The sequence below is a fragment of the Sphingomonas sp. NPDC079357 genome (assembly GCF_044901155.1).
Taxonomy (GTDB): domain Bacteria; phylum Pseudomonadota; class Alphaproteobacteria; order Sphingomonadales; family Sphingomonadaceae; genus Sphingomonas.
Genome location: NZ_JBJDOM010000002.1, coordinates 232137 through 248794 on the forward strand (window position 1 = coordinate 232137; position 16658 = coordinate 248794).

Sequence of the window (16658 nt, forward strand, 5' to 3'; positions counted from 1 at the left end):
GTGACGTTGCGCCCGCTGCCGGAGGCGGCGGTCGCGCGGTTCCGGCGAGATGTCGAGCGGCTGGCCGGGCGTGCGTTCGACGGTGCGGTGCTGGCAGATGGCGCTCGGCTGGCGCTGGCGGTGTCAGGCGGGGCAGACAGCATGGCGATGCTGCGGCTGGGAGCAGCGGCTTTTCCGGGATGCGTTACCGCCGCCACGTTCGATCATCGGCTTCGCGTGGAGTCGGCGGCGGAGGCGGCGATGGTCGGCCGGGTCTGCGCGGCGCTAGACGTTCCACATCACACGCTTACTCCTTTCCAGCCAATCGGTGGCAACAGTGTGCAGATGCGGGCGCGGACGGCGCGCTACGCAGCACTCGGGACGTGGGCGGACGGCGAGAATTTGTCGTTCCTGCTGACCGCGCATCATGCGGACGATCAGGCCGAGACCTTGCTGATGCGGTTGCAGCGTGGCTCCGGGCTGTCGGGGCTGTCGGCGATCCGCGCGATACGCTTCGACACGTTCGGCGTCGTCCTGCGACCACTGCTGGCGTGGCGGCGCGCGGAATTGCGGGCGCTCGCCATGGAAAGCGCGACGCCGTTCGTCGACGATCCGTCGAACATCGATCCGCGGCATGATCGAACGCGCATCCGCGCACTGCTTGCCGCAACGCCGGCGCTGGATCCGGCCGCACTGGCGGCTTCGGCAGGCTTTTTGGCCGAGGCGGAGGACGTGCTGGTCCGGCATGCCGAGCGGATGTGGTCCGAGCGCTGGCACGGGCCCGATCGCGGCCTTTCGATCGCGGACGAACCGCGCGATGTGCGCCGGCGGCTGGTGCGGCGCGCGCTGACCGAGACACGGGCGCGACTCGGGGTGGTGCTGCCGTCGTTTGCGGGCGACTCGGCCAATGTCGAGCCGCTGCTTGATGCGCTCGAGGCGGGGCGAAGTGCGACCCAGGCCGGGATTCTGGTGCGTAACAGCCCGACGGGCTGGTTATTCTCGCCAGCGCCACCGCGTCGATCACTCTGACCAACGTTGTTCCATTGCCATTAACCTGTCCGAGCCTACATTATAGACGACGGAAAGGTAGCCGATGAACGAGAACGACAGGCAGCCCGGAAACGGCAGCAACGACAATGGCGGTTCGGGCGGTCCGAACCCGTGGATGAAGAGCCTGCTGATCTGGGTCGGCGTGCTGCTTTCGCTCGCGGTGGTGGTGACGCTGTTCGATGGCCGGACAAGCGCCGCGCAGGGCAACACGATCGCTTACTCCACCTTCCTCGACAAGGTCGACGAGGGGACGGTGAAGAGCGTGAACGTCAGCCGCGACATGATCTCCGGCAGCTTCTCGAGCGGTGACAAGTTCCGCACCTACCCGGTTCAGGATTCGGGATTGATCGACCGGCTGCGCAAGTCGGGCGTCGAGGTTGCTGGCAAGCCGGAGGAAGGGCCGTCGATCTGGATGGTGCTGCTGTATCAGTCGCTGCCGTTCCTGTTGTTCCTCGGCATCGCCTTTTTCGTGCTGCGCCAGATGCAGAAGGGCGGCGGCGCGGGCGGTGCGATGGGCTTTGGCAAGAGCCGCGCCAAGGTGCTGACGCAGAAGGAAGGCAAGGTCACCTTCAACGACGTCGCCGGTATCGACGAAGCACGCGAGGAGTTGGTCGAGATCGTCGACTTCCTCAAGGACCCGACGAAGTTCGCGCGGCTGGGCGGCAAGATCCCGAAGGGTGCGTTGCTGGTCGGTTCGCCGGGCACTGGCAAGACGCTGCTGGCGCGCGCGATCGCGGGCGAGGCGGGCGTGCCGTTCTTCACCATCTCGGGTTCCGACTTCGTCGAAATGTTCGTCGGCGTTGGCGCGAGCCGCGTCCGTGACATGTTCGAACAGGCCAAGAAGAGCGCGCCATGCATCGTCTTCATCGACGAAATCGACGCGGTCGGCCGTCATCGTGGGGCCGGGCTCGGCAACGGCAATGACGAGCGCGAGCAGACGCTCAACCAGCTGCTGGTCGAGATGGACGGCTTCGAGGCCAATGAAGGCATCATCATCGTCGCGGCGACCAACCGCCCCGACGTGCTCGACCCCGCGTTGCTGCGGCCGGGCCGCTTCGACCGGCAGGTCGTCGTGCCGCGACCTGACATCGATGGACGCGTCAAGATCCTCGAAGTGCATATGAAGAAGGTGCCGCTGGCGCCCGATGTCGATGCGCGGACGATCGCACGCGGTACGCCGGGCTTCTCGGGCGCCGATCTCGCCAACCTCGTCAACGAGGCGGCGCTGATGGCAGCGCGCAAGGGCAAGCGGCTGGTCGCCAACGCCGAGTTCGAAGAGGCCAAGGACAAGGTCATGATGGGCGCCGAGCGTCGCAGCATGGTCATGACCGAGGACGAAAAGCGCATGACCGCCTATCACGAGGCCGGCCACGCGATCGTCGCGCTGCACGAGCCGGCGTCGGACCCGATCCACAAGGCGACGATCATCCCACGCGGTCGCGCGCTGGGCATGGTCATGCGGCTGCCGGAGCGTGACAGCTACAGCTACCATCGCGACAAGATGTACGCGAACCTGGCGGTGGCGATGGGCGGGCGGATCGCCGAGGAAGTCATCTTCGGCTATGACAAGGTATCGAGCGGCGCGAGCGGCGACATTCAGTACGCCACCGGTCTTGCGCGCGACATGGTCACCAAGTGGGGCATGTCCGACAAGGTCGGTCCGGTCGAATATGCCCAGCCGGAAGGCGAGAGCTTCCTCGGCTACTCGTCGAGCCAGCCGGTACGGATGTCGAACGCGACCGCGCAGCTGATCGACGACGAGATCAAGGCGATCGTCGAGGGCGGCTTGCATCGCGCCAAGCAGGTGCTGACCGACCATCTCGACCAGCTGCATACGCTGGCGGGTGCACTGCTCGAGTATGAGACGCTGAGCGGAGACGAGATCAAGCGGTTGATCGCGGGTGAGGAACTCGATCGGCGCGATCAGGGGCCGAAGGCGCCATCGATGCCGGCGGTCGGGACGTCGATCCCGAAGACCAAGCGGCCGTCAGGGCCGTTCGGCAATCCGTCGCCCGCCGGGGCGTGATTACCGCGGTTGATGCTTGAAGGGGGAGGCGGCCTGCGGGTCGCCTCTTTTTTGCGGCTCGTCGTCGGAAGCGCAGCAAAGCAATCCAGAACCGGGCCATGACGCCCTGGTTTGCTTCGCTATGTTCGCAACGCCGTCGACCGGCGTGGCGGCCGGTGCCGCGCCCTTTTTTTGAGGATGTGGCCTGCTCCCATCCTTCGTCGTTCCAAACTTGCTCCGGGGCCCGCTTGCTTCTGCTCGGGAAGCAGCAAGGAAGAGGTGGAGTTCCGGATCAAGTGTGGGAGGACGAGCGGGACGGGTTATTCTCCCGCGCGCGCGACGATCGCGTTCCAGCCGGCTTCGTCGATCACCGTGATCCCCAGTTCGGCGGCTTTGGTCGCCTTCGACCCGGCACCGGGGCCGGCGACGAGCAGGTCGGTCTTCTTTGACACCGATCCGGCAACATGCGCGCCGAGTCGTTCCGCCTGCGCCTTTGCCTCGTCGCGGCTGAGCGTCTCGAGCTTGCCGGTGAAGACGACGGTCTTGCCCGTTACCTCCGAGCCGCGCGTCTCGACCACGAACGGGGGCGGGGACACTTGTGCGAGCAGATCGTCCCACACTGCCTCATTGTGCGGCTCGTGGAAGAAGTCGGCGAGTGCATGGCCGACTGCCGCGCCGACATTCTCAACCCCAATCAGTTCGGCGATCGCCTTGTCCAGGCGCGTGCGATGCCGTTCGGCGGTTTCGCCGATCACCGCGGGCAGGGCGTCGCGCAGCGCGATCACCTCGCGCGCCTTCTCGGCAAGCGCGGCGAGCGTGACGTAGCGCTTGAGCAAGTCGCGCGCGGTGACAATCCCGACGTGGCGGATGCCGAGCCCGAACAGCAGCCGGGCGGCATCGGGGGCGCGCCGCGCCTCGATCGCGTCGAGCAGTGCGTCCACCGAGCGCGCCTGCCAGCCGTCGCGGCCGACCAGTTCGTCGCGGTGCGCGGCGAGGCGGAAGATGTCGGCGGGTTCGGTAATCCAGCCGAGGTCGATCAGTTCGACCAGCGTTTTCTCGCCGAGCCCGTCGATGTCGAGCGCGCCGCGGCTGACGAAATGCTTGAGCCGTTCGAGCCGCTGCGCCGGGCAGACCAGCCCGCCGGTGCAGCGCACATCGACCTCTCCTTCTTCGGCGACCGCCTCGCTGTCGCAGATCGGGCAATGATCGGGAAAGGCGAACGGCGGCAGTTCGGCAGTGCGCGGCAGTACCGCCACGATCTGCGGGATCACGTCGCCGGCGCGTTGCAGGATCACGCGGTCGCCCTCCCGCGCATCAAGCCGCGCAATCTCGTCGCGGTTGTGGAGCGTGGCGTTGGTGACCACCACGCCGCCGACGGTGACCGGGGTGAGCCGCGCGACCGGGGTCAGCTTGCCGGTGCGGCCGACCTGGATGTCGATCCGCTCCAGCGTGGTCTGCGCCTGCTCGGCGGGAAATTTGTGCGCAATCGCCCAGCGCGGTGCGCGACCGACGCTGCCCATCCGCTCCTGCCAGTCGAGCCGGTCGAGCTTGTAGACCACGCCATCGATATCAAAGGGCAGATCGGCGCGCTGCGCCTCGATCGCGCGATAGACCGCCAGCGCGCCGGCTGCATCGTCGCAGCGCGTGAAGGCGTCAGCGACAGGAAAGTCCCAGTCGCGTAAGGCTGCGACAACCGCCGTCTGGGTGTCGCCGGGGATCGCGCTGACCTCGCCCCAACCGTGCGCGAGGAAACGCAGCGGGCGCGCGCGTGTGACCTCCGGGTCCTTCTGGCGCAACGAGCCTGCCGCGGCGTTGCGGGGGTTGGCGAACTGACGCGCGTCCTTGCCCGTCACAGCGGCCTCATCGGCGAGCCGGCGGTTGAGCGCCGCGAATGCGGCCTTTTCCATATAGACCTCGCCGCGCACCTCGAACACGTCGGGCGCGGCGGGGGGGAGCGTCGCCGGGATGTCGGCGATGGTGCGGACATTGGCGGTCACGTCCTCGCCTACGGCGCCATCGCCGCGGGTGAGCGCCTGCACCAGTCGGCGGTCCTCGTAGCGCAGCGAGCAGGACAGGCCGTCGATCTTGGGCTCGGCGGTCAGTGCGACGGGCTCCTCGCCGCCAAGCCGCAGGAAGCGGCGGACGCGCGCGACGAACTCGAAGACATCTTCATCGGAGAAGGCGTTGTCGAGGCTCATCATGGCGCGGGCGTGCGCGATCTTGGCGAGATGTGCGGCGGGTGCGGCGCCCACTTGTCGGCTCGGCGAATCGTCGCGGATCAGCGCGGGAAACGCGTGTTCGATCGCGCGGTTGCGGCGGACCAGCGCGTCATAGGCCGCATCGCTGATCTCGGGTGCGTCCTCGCTATGGTAACGCCGATTGTGGTAGGCGATTTCGATTGCCAGCTGCGCCAGTTCGGCAGCAGCGGTGGTGTCGTTCTCTGGCAGCGGCGCGTCGGTCATCGTACCGGGTTAGGAAACCCGCGCGGCAGCGTCCATCACTTCACGCAGCGGCAAGCTTCTGCGCGGTCGCGTCGGCGAGACTGGTACCGTCGAGGATGCGCGCGGTTTCGTCGCGCACGCGAGCCATTGCGAGGCGGATTGCGCAATCGGCCTCGCTCTTGCAATCCTTGCACGGACGATAGGCGGTACGGCTGACACAGGGGACGAGCGCGAGCGGCCCCTCGATCACCCTAATTATCTCGCCCAGCGAGATCAGATGCGCCGGACGCGACAGGACGTAGCCGCCCATCTTGCCGCGATAGCTGTGCAGCAACCCGGCATCGCGCAGGTCGGCGAGGATCAACTCAAGGAATTTGCGCGGAACATTCGCTTCGGCCGCGATGCGCGTCATCGGCGTCGGCGGCGCGCCACCCGGGGCGGTGGCCAGGAACAGCATCGATCGCAAGGCATAACGGGAGCGCTGGGTAAGCATGACCCACTATATATAGGGATATTGTGGCGGGCAAATGGCCGTTCGCCCCTTTTCCAAACGCTTTGTACGTCCTATATGACTTCCGTCGGGTTCTACCCGGCTATGGCGATAAACTGCGGCGTAAAATAGACGCAGCGGACCCGGGGGCAGTACCCGGCGGCTCCACCATAAGGGGTGGGTGCATCATATATGATGCGCCTAGACACCGTTTCTGATGGGGCCGAACCAGGATCGACGTGTGTTGAAAGGCGCTGTTTTCGCTCGGAATGGGACCACCGCAACGGCCCATTACACAAGTGCCAACGATAACGAAGCACTCGCGATTGCGGCGTAACTGATGGCCTAACGGCCTGACGTTACACCAAAATAGCGCGGTCGGACCCCACCGGGCAACAGAAGGGGATTCCAGCGGTACGGGGAGCACCGGGCAACAGAAGCTCCCCACTTCCCACTTTATATGTCAGTCGTCGCCTAGCAGCGACGATTTGCGCGGGATCGTCTCTTCGTTGGGCTGGTCCTTGTCGAGCTGATCGGAAGGACGGCGGGCGTCGCCATCCTGCTGATGCTCGGTCGAGAGGTTGGGGCGCTTCGTCTCGGTAGTCGGGCGGATCGTATCGTCGGTCATCGGATCGTCTCCTATGATCAAGCAACGGGCTGCATTGCCTGGACGTTCCCGCAACCGAGGCAAGAAGTGCGACCACCCGGATCAAGCCGGAAATTACGCAGTTGCGGGTGAGGGCGCCGCCCTCAGCCGTCGATGCTGCCGCCCAGCGCGGCGTGGACGAGCCCGCCATCGACCGCGATCGTCTCTCCCACGACATAGTCTCCGGCGCGGCTGGCAAGATAGATGGCGGTGCCGGCCATGTCCTCGTCGGTGCCGATACGGCGCGCCGGGATGGCCTTGGCCACGGCATCGCCGTGGTCGCGTGCGGCACGGTTCATCTCGCTGGCGAAGGCACCAGGGGCGATGGAGGTGACGTTGATGCCATCGCGAATCAGCCGTGCGGCCAGCCGTTTGGTCAGGTAGATCAGCGCCGATTTTGACGCGTGATAGCTGTACGTCTCCCACGGGTTGAGCCGCAGTCCGTCGATCGAGGTGATGTTGATGACCTTGGCGGGGCGCTGTGCGCTCGCGCCGGCCTTTAGCAACGTGTGAAGCGACTGGGTAAGGAAGAACGGTGATTTGACGTTAAGGTCCATGACCTTGTCCCAGCCGCTTTCCGGAAACTCCTCGAAGGCGACGCCCCACGCCGCGCCGGCATTGTTGACGAGGATGTCGAGCCGGTCCTCGCGCTCCGCCAGGGCGGTGGCGAGCGCGCGACAGCCGTCGACCGTCGAGATATCCTGTGGAAGCGCGATGCAATTCTCACCAAGCTCGGCGGCAGTTTCGGCGCAGGCCTCGGCCTTGCGGCTGGAGACATAAACACGCGCACCCTGCGCGACGAAGCCCGCGGCGATCATCCTGCCGATCCCGCGACTGCCGCCCGTGACCAGCGCGACGCGACCGTCGAGCCGGAACAGCTTGCCGGTATCCATGTGAATCCTCTCCCTTATGCGCCGCGCTTCAACGTCTCGCGTGCGATGATCAGTTGCTGGATTTGGCTGGTGCCTTCGTAGATCCGGAATAGCCGGACGTCGCGATACAGTCGCTCGACGCCGTAATCGGCGATATAGCCGGCGCCGCCGAGTATCTGCACCGCGCGGTCGGCGACGCGTCCGACCATCTCGCTGGCAAAATATTTGGCGGCGGCGCTCTCCAGGATCACGTCATCGCCAGCGTCCTTCTTTGCGGCGGTGTCGAGCATCAGCGCGCGCGCGGCGAGCGCCTCGGTTTTCGAATCGGCGATCATTGCCTGGATGAGCTGATGCTCAGCGATCGGCTTGCCGAACTGGCGGCGGCTGACGGCATAAGCGACCGCATCGGTGATCAGGCGTTCAGCGACGCCGACGCACACGGCGGCGATGTGCAGCCGCCCGCGATCGAGCACCTGCATCGCGATGCGGAAGCCATCGCCTTCGGCTCCCAGCCGGTTCGCGACTGGCACCGGCACATCGTCGAACACGACGTCGGCGACCTTCGCGCCTTTTTGCCCCATCTTCTTCTCGGGCGCGCCGACCGTTACGCCGCAAAGATCGCGGGGCACGAGCAAGGCGGAGACGCCGCGCCCGCCCTTTTCCTCGCCGGTCCGCGCCATCACTGTGAACAGGTCGGCGCGATCGGCATTGGTGATGTAGCGTTTGGTACCGGTCAGCCGGTAAACGTCCCCTTCGCGCACCGCGCGGGTCGTGACGCTGCCCGAGTCGCTGCCGACCTCGGGTTCGGTAAGCGCGAAGCTGGTGATGATCTCGCCGCTGGCGATCCGCGGTAGCCAGGCGGCTTTCTGTTCGGGGCTGCCGGCGATCACGAGGCCCTGGCTGCCAATGCCGACATTGGTGCCGAAGGCGGAGCGGAACGCCGGGGTGGTGCGCCCGAGTTCGATCGCGACGCGCACCTCCTCGGCCATCGTCAGCCCGAGGCCGCCATAATCGGGCGCGATCGACAGACCGAACAATCCGAGGTCACGCATGTCGGCGATCACGGCCTCGGGGATGGCATCGTCGGCCTCGACCTGCGCCTCCAGCGGACGAAGCCGTTCCGCGACGAAGCGCCGGACCGTCGCGATCAGGGCTTCGAACGTTTCCGAATCAAGCGCCATGGTGACAGCCTCATCCTCTCCTCGGGCAAGGGCCGGCTTAGGTGCAGTGGGAAGGGTCGGCAAGCCTGCAGATGTACCGGACATTCAAAAATATCGCGGCCATCCTCATGTAAAAATCCGTACTGAGTGTCCGAAAAGTCGATGACGCTTCGGCGCGACTCGCTCATAGTCATCTGGACAGGCAGATTTTAAGAGGCTGATAAGACTCAACGACAGCATCGCTGCCGTGTTTTCGGGCCCATTGTTCGGCTCATCGTCAGTCATCCTCGGTTCATCCGAAAAGGTTCCCGTGACGTTTGTTGATTCAGAACTTTCTGGTTAGCCGACCTTCATCAGTCCTGTTGACCGGGGGGTCGCCCGTGAACGTCAAGGTTTGGACAGCGCGTTTTGCGCTGGTGGTTTCGTGCGTCCTGATGACGACTGCGCCGGCACAGGCGCGCTATCTTCAGTGCGTGCCGTTTGCGCGTGAAGTTTCGGGTATCGATATTCGTGGTAACGCGAATACCTGGTGGGCCCAGGCCGCCGGTCGCTACGATCGTGGCGCCGTGCCGCAGATCGGCGCAGTGATGGCGTTCAAGGCGACCCGCGCGATGCCGGTCGGGCATGTTGCGATGGTCAGCCGGATCGTCAACGAGCGTGAGGTGCTGCTGACCCACGCCAACTGGTCGCGCCGCGGCGGGATCGAGCGCGATGTCCGAGCGATTGACGTGTCGGCGGCGGGCGACTGGAGCGAAGTACGGGTGTGGTTCGCCGGAGTCGGCGATCTGGGTACGAGCAGCTATCCGCTTGCCGGCTTCATCTATGCCGACAAGACGCCGGCAACGAACGAGAATGCGGCGCCGCTCGCGCCGCTGACGATCGCGACCGCCGCGGTGGTGCCGGTCGCAGGCGCGCTGCCCGCCGACCGCTGAGAGACGTCAGGCGGGCCGGAAGGTCATCGCCACGCCGTTCATACAATAACGTTTTCCGGTCGGGCGCGGACCATCGTCGAAGACGTGACCGAGATGCCCGCCGCAGCGGTTGCAATGCACCTCGGTTCGCACCATCCCCAGCGTTGAATCGCGATGATAGCCGACCGCGCGGGGCAGCGGGGCATAGAAGCTGGGCCAGCCGGTGCCGCTTTCGAACTTGGTTTTCGATGTAAACAGCGGCTGCGTGCAGCCCTTGCACGCGAACGTGCCGGCACGGTGTTCACCGTTGAGCGGGCTGCTGTACGGGCGTTCTGTCCCTTCCCGGCGCAACACGTCGAATGCCGCCGTTCCGAGCTGCGCCTGCCATTGCGCGTCGGTGCGGGTAACGGGAAAACGCTCGGCCGCGTCGGCGCTTCGCGATCCGCATGCCAGCAAGGTCGTGGCGAGAAGCCCACCACCGGCGAAGGCGAAAAAGCGGCGACGGTCCAAAGCTGTATCGATCATGCCGATGATATGGTGAGCGCGGCGCCGACTGCCAGCACCGAGCGGTCCGACCGGTGAATTTAGCAAAAGCAAAGGCGGGGTTCGTCTCGCGTCGGGCAGGTTTGGGGGTTCCTGGACTTGCATGCTACGCCGTGTGCCATGCTGGACACCGATACGCCCACCTCCCTGATCGCCACGATGGCGGCGCGCGCACGAACGGCGGCGCATCAACTCGCCGCATCAAGCGACGCGCAAAAAGCGGCCGCGCTGCGATCGGCGGCGCACGTGCTGCGTCAGGCCAGCGAGACGATCCTCGCGGCCAATGCGCTGGATCTGGAACGAGGACGCGGCAATGGCCTCTCCGATGCGATGCTCGACCGGCTTCGACTGACCGAAGCGCGGATCGAAGGTGTCGCAGCGGCGGTCGCGACGGTCGCCGATCTGCCGGATCCGGTCGGGCAGGTGATCGACGAGGCCGTTCGGCCGAACGGGCTGTCGCTCAGCCGCGTGCGGGTGCCGATCGGGGTGATCGGGATCATCTACGAAAGCCGTCCCAACGTCACCGCCGATGCGGCGGCGCTGTGCGTTCGCTCGGGCAATGCAGTGATCCTGCGTGGCGGCTCCGAGGCGGTGGAGAGCAATCGCGCGATCCATTCGGCCCTGGTGCGTGGGCTTGAAGCGGCGGGCGTGTCCGGTGACGCGGTCCAGCTCGTTCCCACCACCGATCGTGCGGCAGTCGGGGCGCTGCTTACCGCGTCGGGAGCGATCGACCTCATTATCCCGCGTGGAGGACGCAGTCTGGTCGAGCGGGTGCAGAACGAGGCGCGGGTGCCGGTGCTCGCGCATCTCGACGGGATCAATCACGTCTTCGTCCATTGCTCCGCCGAGCGAGATATGGCGACACAGATCGTGCTGGACGCGAAGATGCGGCGGACCGGCATTTGCGGCGCGATGGAGACGTTGCTGATCGATCGTCACTGGCCGCACGCTGCCGCGCTGATCGCCGCACTGGGCGAACGCGGCTGCGCGGTGCGCGGTGACGAGGCTGCGCGGGCGCTGGTGCCGTCGATCGATCTGGCTGAGGCAGCGGACTGGGATACCGAATATCTCGATGCGATCGCTTCGGTCGCGATCGTCGACGGGCCGGACGGTGCGCTGGCGCATATCGCCGCGCATGGCTCGCATCATACCGATGCGATCGTCGCGGAGAATCGCGCGGTCGCGGAGCGCTTTCTGCGCGAGGTCGATTCGGCCATCGTGCTGTGGAATGCCTCGACGCAATTCGCGGATGGCGGCGAGTTCGGGCTGGGGGCGGAGATCGGTATCGCGACCGGACGGCTCCATGCGCGCGGGCCGGTCGCACTGGAAGGGCTGACGACCTATAAGTGGCTGGGGCGCGGCAGCGGGCAGATCCGCGGTTGATGATCCGGCGCATCGGGCTGCTGGGCGGCTCGTTCAATCCCGCGCATCGCGGGCACCGCCATGTCACGCTGGAGGCCATCCGGCTGCTCGGGCTCGATGAGGCATGGTGGCTGGTATCGCCGGGCAATCCGCTCAAGCCGCGTGCGGGCATGGCGCCGCTTGCCGCGCGGCTCGCCTCGGCGCGGACGATGGCCCGGCGGGCGCCGATCCGCGCGACCGATCTGGAGGCGCGATTGCGGACGCGCTACACCGTCGACACGCTGCGGCGGATCGTGCGGCGCTACCCGCGTAATCGCTTCATCTGGATCATGGGCGCGGACAATCTGGCGCAATTTCATGCGTGGCGACAGTGGCGCACGATCGCGCGCACGATGCCGATTGCGGTTTTGACGCGTCCGGGCTATGACGACGATGCTCTCGCGGCTCCCGCGATGGGCTGGCTGCGGCGCTATCGGCGGCCCGCGCGCCAGGCAACGAATTGGGCCGAGTGGAGTGTGCCAGCCCTGGTGCTGCTACGGTTCCGCCCCGACCGGACATCCGCGACGCAATTGCGCGCCGTCGATCCCGACTGGCATGTTCGCTTTGCCGATCCGATATCTGTGACTGCAATCCCCGCCGCGTCGTCGTCGCGGCAACCCCAGGAGTAACCTTGCCCGCCACCGAACCCGCCCGCCGCTCGCCCGATTCCACGGATGTCGAGGCGCTGCATCGTCTGGTCCTGCAATCGCTGGACGACGATCAGGCGGTGGACACGATCTCGATCCCGCTCGCGGGCAAGTCGTCGATCGCCGATTATATGGTCATCGCCAGCGGGCGTTCGACCCGGCAGGTCGCGTCGATGGCGCAGAAGCTGTCGGAGCGGATCAAGGGCGAAACCGGCCGTCCGGCGCGCATTGAGGGGCTGCCCAATGCCGATTGGGTGCTGATCGACGGCGGCGACGTGATCGTCCACCTGTTCCGGCCCGAGGTGCGCAGCTTCTACAATCTGGAGCGAATGTGGTCGTTTGGCGATGCGCCGGCGCCGAGTGTCGCACCGAACTGAGGTCTGTCTGCGGTTCACTGATTATTTGCCGCTTCTTACCTCGACCGCCAAAAAGAACGCCGAGCGCCGGATCAGGTCCGGGGCGACGGTGACGGGGGACGTTCCGGTCGGCTCCACAGGTCGGCCGGTTCTGATAGAGGGCGCCTATGTTGCTGCACATCGTCGCGCGCGGCCGGATTGGGCGGTCGCCCGAGGCTGAACTCGTCGATCGCTATCTCAAGCGGATCGTCTGGCCGACGCGCGTGAGCGAGTTGCCCGATCGCGGCGGGCGCGAGCCCGACCGGCCGGCGCAAGGGCGCCGCATCCTGCTCGACGAGAAGGGCGAGGTACTCGGCTCGACTGCTTTCGCCGAGCGGATCGGGCGGTGGCGCGACGATGGCGTGCGCGAGGCACGGTTCCTGATCGGGGCGGCGGACGGCTTTTCCGACGCCGAGCGTGGCGAGGCCGACATGTTGCTATCGTTCGGCCGGGCGACGTGGCCGCATCTGCTCGCACGCGCGATGCTGGCCGAGCAATTGTTCCGGACTACCAGCATCCTCGCAAACCACCCTTATCACCGCGAGGGCTGATGCCGCGACGGTCGTCAGCGGCGGCGCTTGGGGTGCTGGGACTGTGCGGGTTGGCGGCGCTCGCTACCGCGCAGCCCGGGTTGAGCGCCAAACGGCGCGCGCAATGGCTGGAGGAGCAAGCGGATCGCATCGCCGACCCCGCGCAGCGCGCGCAGCTTCGGGAGGCGGCGGTCGCGGCGCGGGTAACGGCGGCGGAGGCGGATCTCGCAGCGCTTCAGGCGCAGTCGGTGGCGATCGACCAGCAACTGGCACGACAGCGCGCGCTGCTCGCCGCGCGTGAGGCACCGGTCGTGCGTTTGCTGGCGACGCTGTCCGCGCTGGCGCGGCGACCGGCGATCGTCGCGCTCGCGCAGCCGGGGAGCGTCGCGGACCTCGTCCATGCCCGTGCCGTGTCGACGGCGATCCTGCCGGTGCTGCGCGAACGCTCGGCGGCTTTGCGCGCTGCGGTGGCGCATGGCCGGACGATGCAGGCGAGTGCGGCGACCGCGCAGCACCGGCTGCGCGCCGCGCGAGCGCGGCTGGTCGAGGCGCGCGAGCAGCTTGCGGCGGTGACGGGCGGCGACGACGAACGCGCGCTGGCGATGGAGGAGGCGGTGCGCGACACCGCCGAACGGCTCACCTCGCTGGGCAGCGAGCAGGCGGTGCTTGCCGACCTCATGGCGCTGCCGCTGCCGGCGATCCCGCGCAGGCTGCCGGCGGCGAAAAACCCGGCGTACCGTTTGCCGGTGACGGGACGGCTGGTGACGGGGATGGGCGAGGTGTCGGGCAATGGCGTCCGCGCGCGCGGGCTGACGCTGGCAGTGCGGGCGGCGGCGTCGGTCGTCGCTCCGGCGGGCGGTCGGGTCCGCTTCGCCGGGCCGTTCCGCAGCTTCGGCCGGATCGTGATCGTCGATCATGGCGCGGGCTGGACATCGCTGATCGCGGGTTTGGGCAACGTGACGGTCGAGAGCGGAGCAACTGTCGCGGCGGGCGCGCCGCTGGGTATCGCGCCAAAGGTCGATGGCGCGCGCGTTATAGTGGAATTACGCCGAAAGGGCCGTCCGGTCGACATCGCGCAGCTTGTCGGGTGACGGGCGCGTCGCTCAGCCACCATTCAGCCGCGCGGGCGCTTTGATCGCTCCGGCAATTCCGCTACACCGTGGGATCGTCCATTCGCAGGAACAGTTTCGCCCGTCATGAAGTCAAAGCTGCTCCCGGCCGTCGCGCTGGTCACTGCCATCGCCACCGTGCCGGTCGCCACCGGAGCGATGGCCGCGTCGGACACCGCCACCTATCGACAGCTCGACAAGTTTCTCGACGTCTACAATCGCGTGAAGGCGGATTACGTCGACAAGGTCACTGACGATCAGCTGATGAAGGGCGCGATCGACGGGATGCTGGCAGCGCTCGACCCGCACAGCAGCTATGTCGACGCCTCCGACTTCGACAATCTGCGCATCCAGACCGAGGGCAATTACGGCGGCCTCGGCCTGACCGTTTCGATGGAGGATGGCGCGGTCAAGGTGATCGCGCCGCAGGAGGATACGCCCGCCGGGCGCGCCGGGATCAAATCCGGCGACTTCATCACGCATATCGACGGCAAGCTGATTTACGGCGGTACGCTGGACGAGGCGACCGCGCAGATGCGCGGCAAGCCCGGCACCAAGGTGACGCTGACGCTGATCCGGCCCGGTCGCGACAAGCCGATCGTCGTGACGCTGGTGCGTGAAGTGATCGTACAGCGCCCGGTGAAGTGGGAAGTGAAGGGCGATGTCGGCTATATCAACATCAACACCTTCTCCGAACAGACCGGCGCGGACACCCGCGCCGCGATCATGGCGATCGACAAGTCGCTGGGGCACCGTCCGCTCGGTTACGTCGTCGACCTGCGCGAGAATGGTGGCGGGTTGCTGACGCAGGCGATCGAGGTGTCGGACGCCTTCCTCGACCGCGGTGAGATCGTCAGCCAGCGCGGGCGCGAGAAGGATGATATCGAGCGGTACTTCGCGCGACCGGGCGACGATGCGCACGGGCTGCCGGTGATCGTGCTGACTGACTCGGGCACTGCTTCCGCCAGCGAAATCGTCGCGGGCGCGCTTCAGGATCATCACCGCGCGTTGGTGATGGGCGAGCGCACGTTCGGCAAGGGCTCCGTGCAGACGTTGCTCCAGCTCGGGCCGCGCACCGCGCTGCGACTGACGACGGCGCGTTACTTCACCCCATCGGGGCGCAGTGTGCAGGAGGGCGGAATCGAGCCCGACATCAAGGTGCCGCAAATCTCCGACCCCGACTACAAGTCGCGTCCGGTATTCCGCGAGGCCGATCTGCGCCGGCATCTGATCAACGAGATCAAGTCACCCGACAATGCGGTGCTTGAGGAGGATGTGAAGGACGATCCGCGCTTTGCGACCTCGCCCGAGGCGCTGAAGAAGCAGGGGATCGAGGATTTTCAGCTCTGGTACGCGCTCAAGACGATCGCGCGGCTGGGTGGCGCGACGCAGGTCGCGGCGGTGACGCAGGCGATGACGGTCAAGCCGACCGCCACCGCCACGCCGACACCGGTCAAGAAGTGATGGCGACCGGCCTGCGCAACGCACGGCTGCTCGCGCTGCTGATCCCGGCGGCGCTGCTCGGCGGGGCGTGGGCGTTCCAGCTCTTCGGCGGGCTGTATCCGTGCGAGATGTGTCACTGGCAGCGTTGGCCGCATTATGGCGCGCTGATCATGGCGTTGCTCGCGTTCGTAAGCGGCGGGGCGAGGGTCAAGGCGACGCTGGTTGCGGGCGCGGCGGCGCTGATCGCGGTGTCGGGTCTGATCGGCGTCTTCCACGCCGGGGTCGAATATCATTGGTGGCAGGGGATCACCGCCTGCACGCAGACGACCAACCTGTCCGGCCTTTCGACCGATCAGGCGTTGAAGGACCTGCTCGCCGCCCCCATCATCCGATGTGACGCGCCGCAATGGTCGCTGCTCGGCGTGTCGCTGGCAGGGTGGAATGCGGTGGTCTCGTTGATCGGCGCAGGGCTGATCGCGATGCAACTGAGGAGGCGTGGATGACCTGGAAGCCCGGCGATCGGCCGCATCCGTCCGCATCGATGATCCGCGTCGATCAGGCCGGCGAGTTCGGCGCGATTCGCATCTATGCGGGGCAGCTCGCGATCATGGGGCAACGATCGCCGATGGCGCGCAAGATCTCGGCGATGGCCTTGCAGGAAGAGAAGCACCGCGCGTTCTTCGATCGGATGATTGTCGCGCGCGGCGTGCGGCCGACGCTGTTCCAGCCGTTCTGGGACGTCGCTGGCTTCGCGCTGGGTGCGGTCACCGCCGCGATCGGGCCGGAGGCGGCGATGGCGTGCACCGCCGCAGTAGAGACCGAGATCGACAAGCATTACGAGGAACAGCTCGTCGCACTGGGCGACAGCGACCCCGAGTTGTCCGACGCGATCCGTGAGTTCCAGGCCGAGGAGCTTGAGCATCGGGATACCGCGCTCGCCAACGGGGCGGAGGACGCACCGGCCTATCCGTTGCTGTCGGCAGTGATCCGGCTGGGGTGCCGGGTCGCGATCGCCACCGCCAAACGTATCTGAGAG

At 66.7% G+C, this 16658-nt stretch carries 17 protein-coding genes and 1 other RNA gene; 12 read left to right on the top strand and 6 right to left on the bottom strand.

Annotation, left to right across the window (positions count from 1 at the left end):
- The gene (gene tilS, locus ACI2JO_RS10025; protein ID WP_404720561.1) at nucleotides 1-1008 is read left to right on the top strand and encodes a tRNA lysidine(34) synthetase TilS; all 1008 of its coding nucleotides are present in this window, start codon (nucleotides 1-3) and stop codon (nucleotides 1006-1008) included.
- Between the two features lie 64 nt (nucleotides 1009-1072).
- Nucleotides 1073-3055 (top strand): ATP-dependent zinc metalloprotease FtsH, encoded by a 1983-nt coding sequence (gene ftsH / locus ACI2JO_RS10030; RefSeq protein WP_404720562.1) that lies wholly within the window; start codon nucleotides 1073-1075, stop codon nucleotides 3053-3055.
- Between the two features lie 299 nt (nucleotides 3056-3354).
- Here the strand turns inward: ftsH and ligA are convergent, their stop codons facing one another.
- Together ligA and ACI2JO_RS10040 are read right to left on the bottom strand one after the other, a co-directional pair.
- Nucleotides 3355-5496 carry an NAD-dependent DNA ligase LigA gene (gene ligA, locus ACI2JO_RS10035; RefSeq protein ID WP_404720563.1) on the bottom strand — a complete coding sequence of 714 codons (2142 nt, stop codon included), beginning with the start codon at nucleotides 5494-5496 and terminating at the stop codon, nucleotides 3355-3357.
- Between the two features lie 40 nt (nucleotides 5497-5536).
- Nucleotides 5537-5968, bottom strand: coding sequence for an RrF2 family transcriptional regulator (locus ACI2JO_RS10040; protein WP_404720564.1), 432 nt, complete (start codon nucleotides 5966-5968; stop codon nucleotides 5537-5539).
- 45 nt (nucleotides 5969-6013) lie between these two features.
- Between ACI2JO_RS10040 and ssrA the strand changes: the two genes are divergently transcribed.
- Nucleotides 6014-6414, top strand: a transfer-messenger RNA (tmRNA) gene (ssrA, locus tag ACI2JO_RS10045).
- A 14-nt stretch (nucleotides 6415-6428) separates the two neighbouring features.
- Here ssrA and ACI2JO_RS10050 read toward each other — a convergent pair.
- The 3 genes from ACI2JO_RS10050 to ACI2JO_RS10060 all read right to left on the bottom strand — a co-directional run bounded on the left by ACI2JO_RS10050 (nucleotide 6429) and on the right by ACI2JO_RS10060 (nucleotide 8664).
- On the bottom strand, nucleotides 6429-6593 hold the full coding sequence (locus ACI2JO_RS10050; RefSeq protein ID WP_404720565.1) for a hypothetical protein: 165 nt from the start codon (nucleotides 6591-6593) through the stop codon (nucleotides 6429-6431).
- Between the two features lie 122 nt (nucleotides 6594-6715).
- Complete coding sequence (locus ACI2JO_RS10055; RefSeq protein ID WP_404720566.1) at nucleotides 6716-7504, bottom strand: SDR family oxidoreductase; 789 nt, start codon at nucleotides 7502-7504, stop codon at nucleotides 6716-6718.
- Nucleotides 7505-7518: 14 nt separating this feature from the next.
- Complete coding sequence (locus ACI2JO_RS10060; RefSeq protein WP_404720567.1) at nucleotides 7519-8664, bottom strand: acyl-CoA dehydrogenase family protein; 1146 nt, start codon at nucleotides 8662-8664, stop codon at nucleotides 7519-7521.
- A gap of 413 nt (nucleotides 8665-9077) precedes the next feature.
- On the opposite strand from ACI2JO_RS10060, the gene ACI2JO_RS10065 reads away from it, so the two are divergent.
- The gene (locus ACI2JO_RS10065; RefSeq protein WP_404720860.1) at nucleotides 9078-9575 is read left to right on the top strand and encodes a CHAP domain-containing protein; all 498 of its coding nucleotides are present in this window, start codon (nucleotides 9078-9080) and stop codon (nucleotides 9573-9575) included.
- A 6-nt stretch (nucleotides 9576-9581) separates the two neighbouring features.
- Here the strand turns inward: ACI2JO_RS10065 and msrB are convergent, their stop codons facing one another.
- Nucleotides 9582-10079, bottom strand: a complete 498-nt coding sequence (gene msrB, locus ACI2JO_RS10070; protein WP_404720568.1) for a peptide-methionine (R)-S-oxide reductase MsrB — start codon at nucleotides 10077-10079, stop codon at nucleotides 9582-9584.
- A gap of 138 nt (nucleotides 10080-10217) precedes the next feature.
- Between msrB and ACI2JO_RS10075 the strand changes: the two genes are divergently transcribed.
- From ACI2JO_RS10075 to ACI2JO_RS10110, 8 genes are all read left to right on the top strand, one after another.
- The gene (locus ACI2JO_RS10075; protein WP_404720569.1) at nucleotides 10218-11480 is read left to right on the top strand and encodes a glutamate-5-semialdehyde dehydrogenase; all 1263 of its coding nucleotides are present in this window, start codon (nucleotides 10218-10220) and stop codon (nucleotides 11478-11480) included.
- Nucleotides 11481-11482: 2 nt separating this feature from the next.
- Nucleotides 11483-12127, top strand: a complete 645-nt coding sequence (locus ACI2JO_RS10080) for a nicotinate-nucleotide adenylyltransferase (RefSeq protein ID WP_404720861.1) — start codon at nucleotides 11483-11485, stop codon at nucleotides 12125-12127.
- A gap of 2 nt (nucleotides 12128-12129) precedes the next feature.
- Entirely contained in the window at nucleotides 12130-12522 is a 393-nt protein-coding gene (gene rsfS / locus ACI2JO_RS10085) for a ribosome silencing factor (protein WP_404720570.1), read from the top strand.
- Nucleotides 12523-12668: 146 nt separating this feature from the next.
- Nucleotides 12669-13091, top strand: coding sequence for a 23S rRNA (pseudouridine(1915)-N(3))-methyltransferase RlmH (locus ACI2JO_RS10090; protein ID WP_404720571.1), 423 nt, complete (start codon nucleotides 12669-12671; stop codon nucleotides 13089-13091).
- Nucleotides 13091-14161 carry a murein hydrolase activator EnvC family protein gene (locus tag ACI2JO_RS10095; protein WP_404720572.1) on the top strand — a complete coding sequence of 357 codons (1071 nt, stop codon included), beginning with the start codon at nucleotides 13091-13093 and terminating at the stop codon, nucleotides 14159-14161. The genes ACI2JO_RS10090 and ACI2JO_RS10095 overlap by 1 nt, the downstream gene beginning before the upstream one ends.
- A gap of 105 nt (nucleotides 14162-14266) precedes the next feature.
- On the top strand, nucleotides 14267-15643 hold the full coding sequence (locus ACI2JO_RS10100; RefSeq protein WP_404720573.1) for a S41 family peptidase: 1377 nt from the start codon (nucleotides 14267-14269) through the stop codon (nucleotides 15641-15643).
- Entirely contained in the window at nucleotides 15643-16125 is a 483-nt protein-coding gene (locus tag ACI2JO_RS10105) for a disulfide bond formation protein B (RefSeq protein WP_404720574.1), read from the top strand. Before ACI2JO_RS10100 ends, ACI2JO_RS10105 begins: the two co-directional genes overlap by 1 nt.
- Nucleotides 16122-16655 carry a demethoxyubiquinone hydroxylase family protein gene (locus tag ACI2JO_RS10110; RefSeq protein WP_404720575.1) on the top strand — a complete coding sequence of 178 codons (534 nt, stop codon included), beginning with the start codon at nucleotides 16122-16124 and terminating at the stop codon, nucleotides 16653-16655. Before ACI2JO_RS10105 ends, ACI2JO_RS10110 begins: the two co-directional genes overlap by 4 nt.
- Nucleotides 16656-16658: the final 3 nt, after the last annotated feature.

Bases quoted from the DNA above. Each gene is read 5' to 3' on its own strand.
- ftsH (WP_404720562.1), top strand. From the start codon at position 1,073: ATGAACGAGAACGACAGGCAGCCCGGAAACGGCAGCAACGACAATGGC.
- ligA (WP_404720563.1), bottom strand. From the start codon at position 5,496: ATGACCGACGCGCCGCTGCCAGAGAACGACACCACCGCTGCTGCCGAA.
- ACI2JO_RS10040 (WP_404720564.1), bottom strand. From the start codon at position 5,968: ATGCTTACCCAGCGCTCCCGTTATGCCTTGCGATCGATGCTGTTCCTG.
- ACI2JO_RS10050 (WP_404720565.1), bottom strand. From the start codon at position 6,593: ATGACCGACGATACGATCCGCCCGACTACCGAGACGAAGCGCCCCAAC.
- ACI2JO_RS10055 (WP_404720566.1), bottom strand. From the start codon at position 7,504: ATGGATACCGGCAAGCTGTTCCGGCTCGACGGTCGCGTCGCGCTGGTC.
- ACI2JO_RS10060 (WP_404720567.1), bottom strand. From the start codon at position 8,664: ATGGCGCTTGATTCGGAAACGTTCGAAGCCCTGATCGCGACGGTCCGG.
- ACI2JO_RS10065 (WP_404720860.1), top strand. From the start codon at position 9,078: ATGACGACTGCGCCGGCACAGGCGCGCTATCTTCAGTGCGTGCCGTTT.
- msrB (WP_404720568.1), bottom strand. From the start codon at position 10,079: ATGATCGATACAGCTTTGGACCGTCGCCGCTTTTTCGCCTTCGCCGGT.
- ACI2JO_RS10075 (WP_404720569.1), top strand. From the start codon at position 10,218: ATGCTGGACACCGATACGCCCACCTCCCTGATCGCCACGATGGCGGCG.
- ACI2JO_RS10090 (WP_404720571.1), top strand. From the start codon at position 12,669: ATGTTGCTGCACATCGTCGCGCGCGGCCGGATTGGGCGGTCGCCCGAG.
- ACI2JO_RS10095 (WP_404720572.1), top strand. From the start codon at position 13,091: ATGCCGCGACGGTCGTCAGCGGCGGCGCTTGGGGTGCTGGGACTGTGC.
- ACI2JO_RS10100 (WP_404720573.1), top strand. From the start codon at position 14,267: ATGAAGTCAAAGCTGCTCCCGGCCGTCGCGCTGGTCACTGCCATCGCC.
- ACI2JO_RS10105 (WP_404720574.1), top strand. From the start codon at position 15,643: ATGGCGACCGGCCTGCGCAACGCACGGCTGCTCGCGCTGCTGATCCCG.
- ACI2JO_RS10110 (WP_404720575.1), top strand. From the start codon at position 16,122: ATGACCTGGAAGCCCGGCGATCGGCCGCATCCGTCCGCATCGATGATC.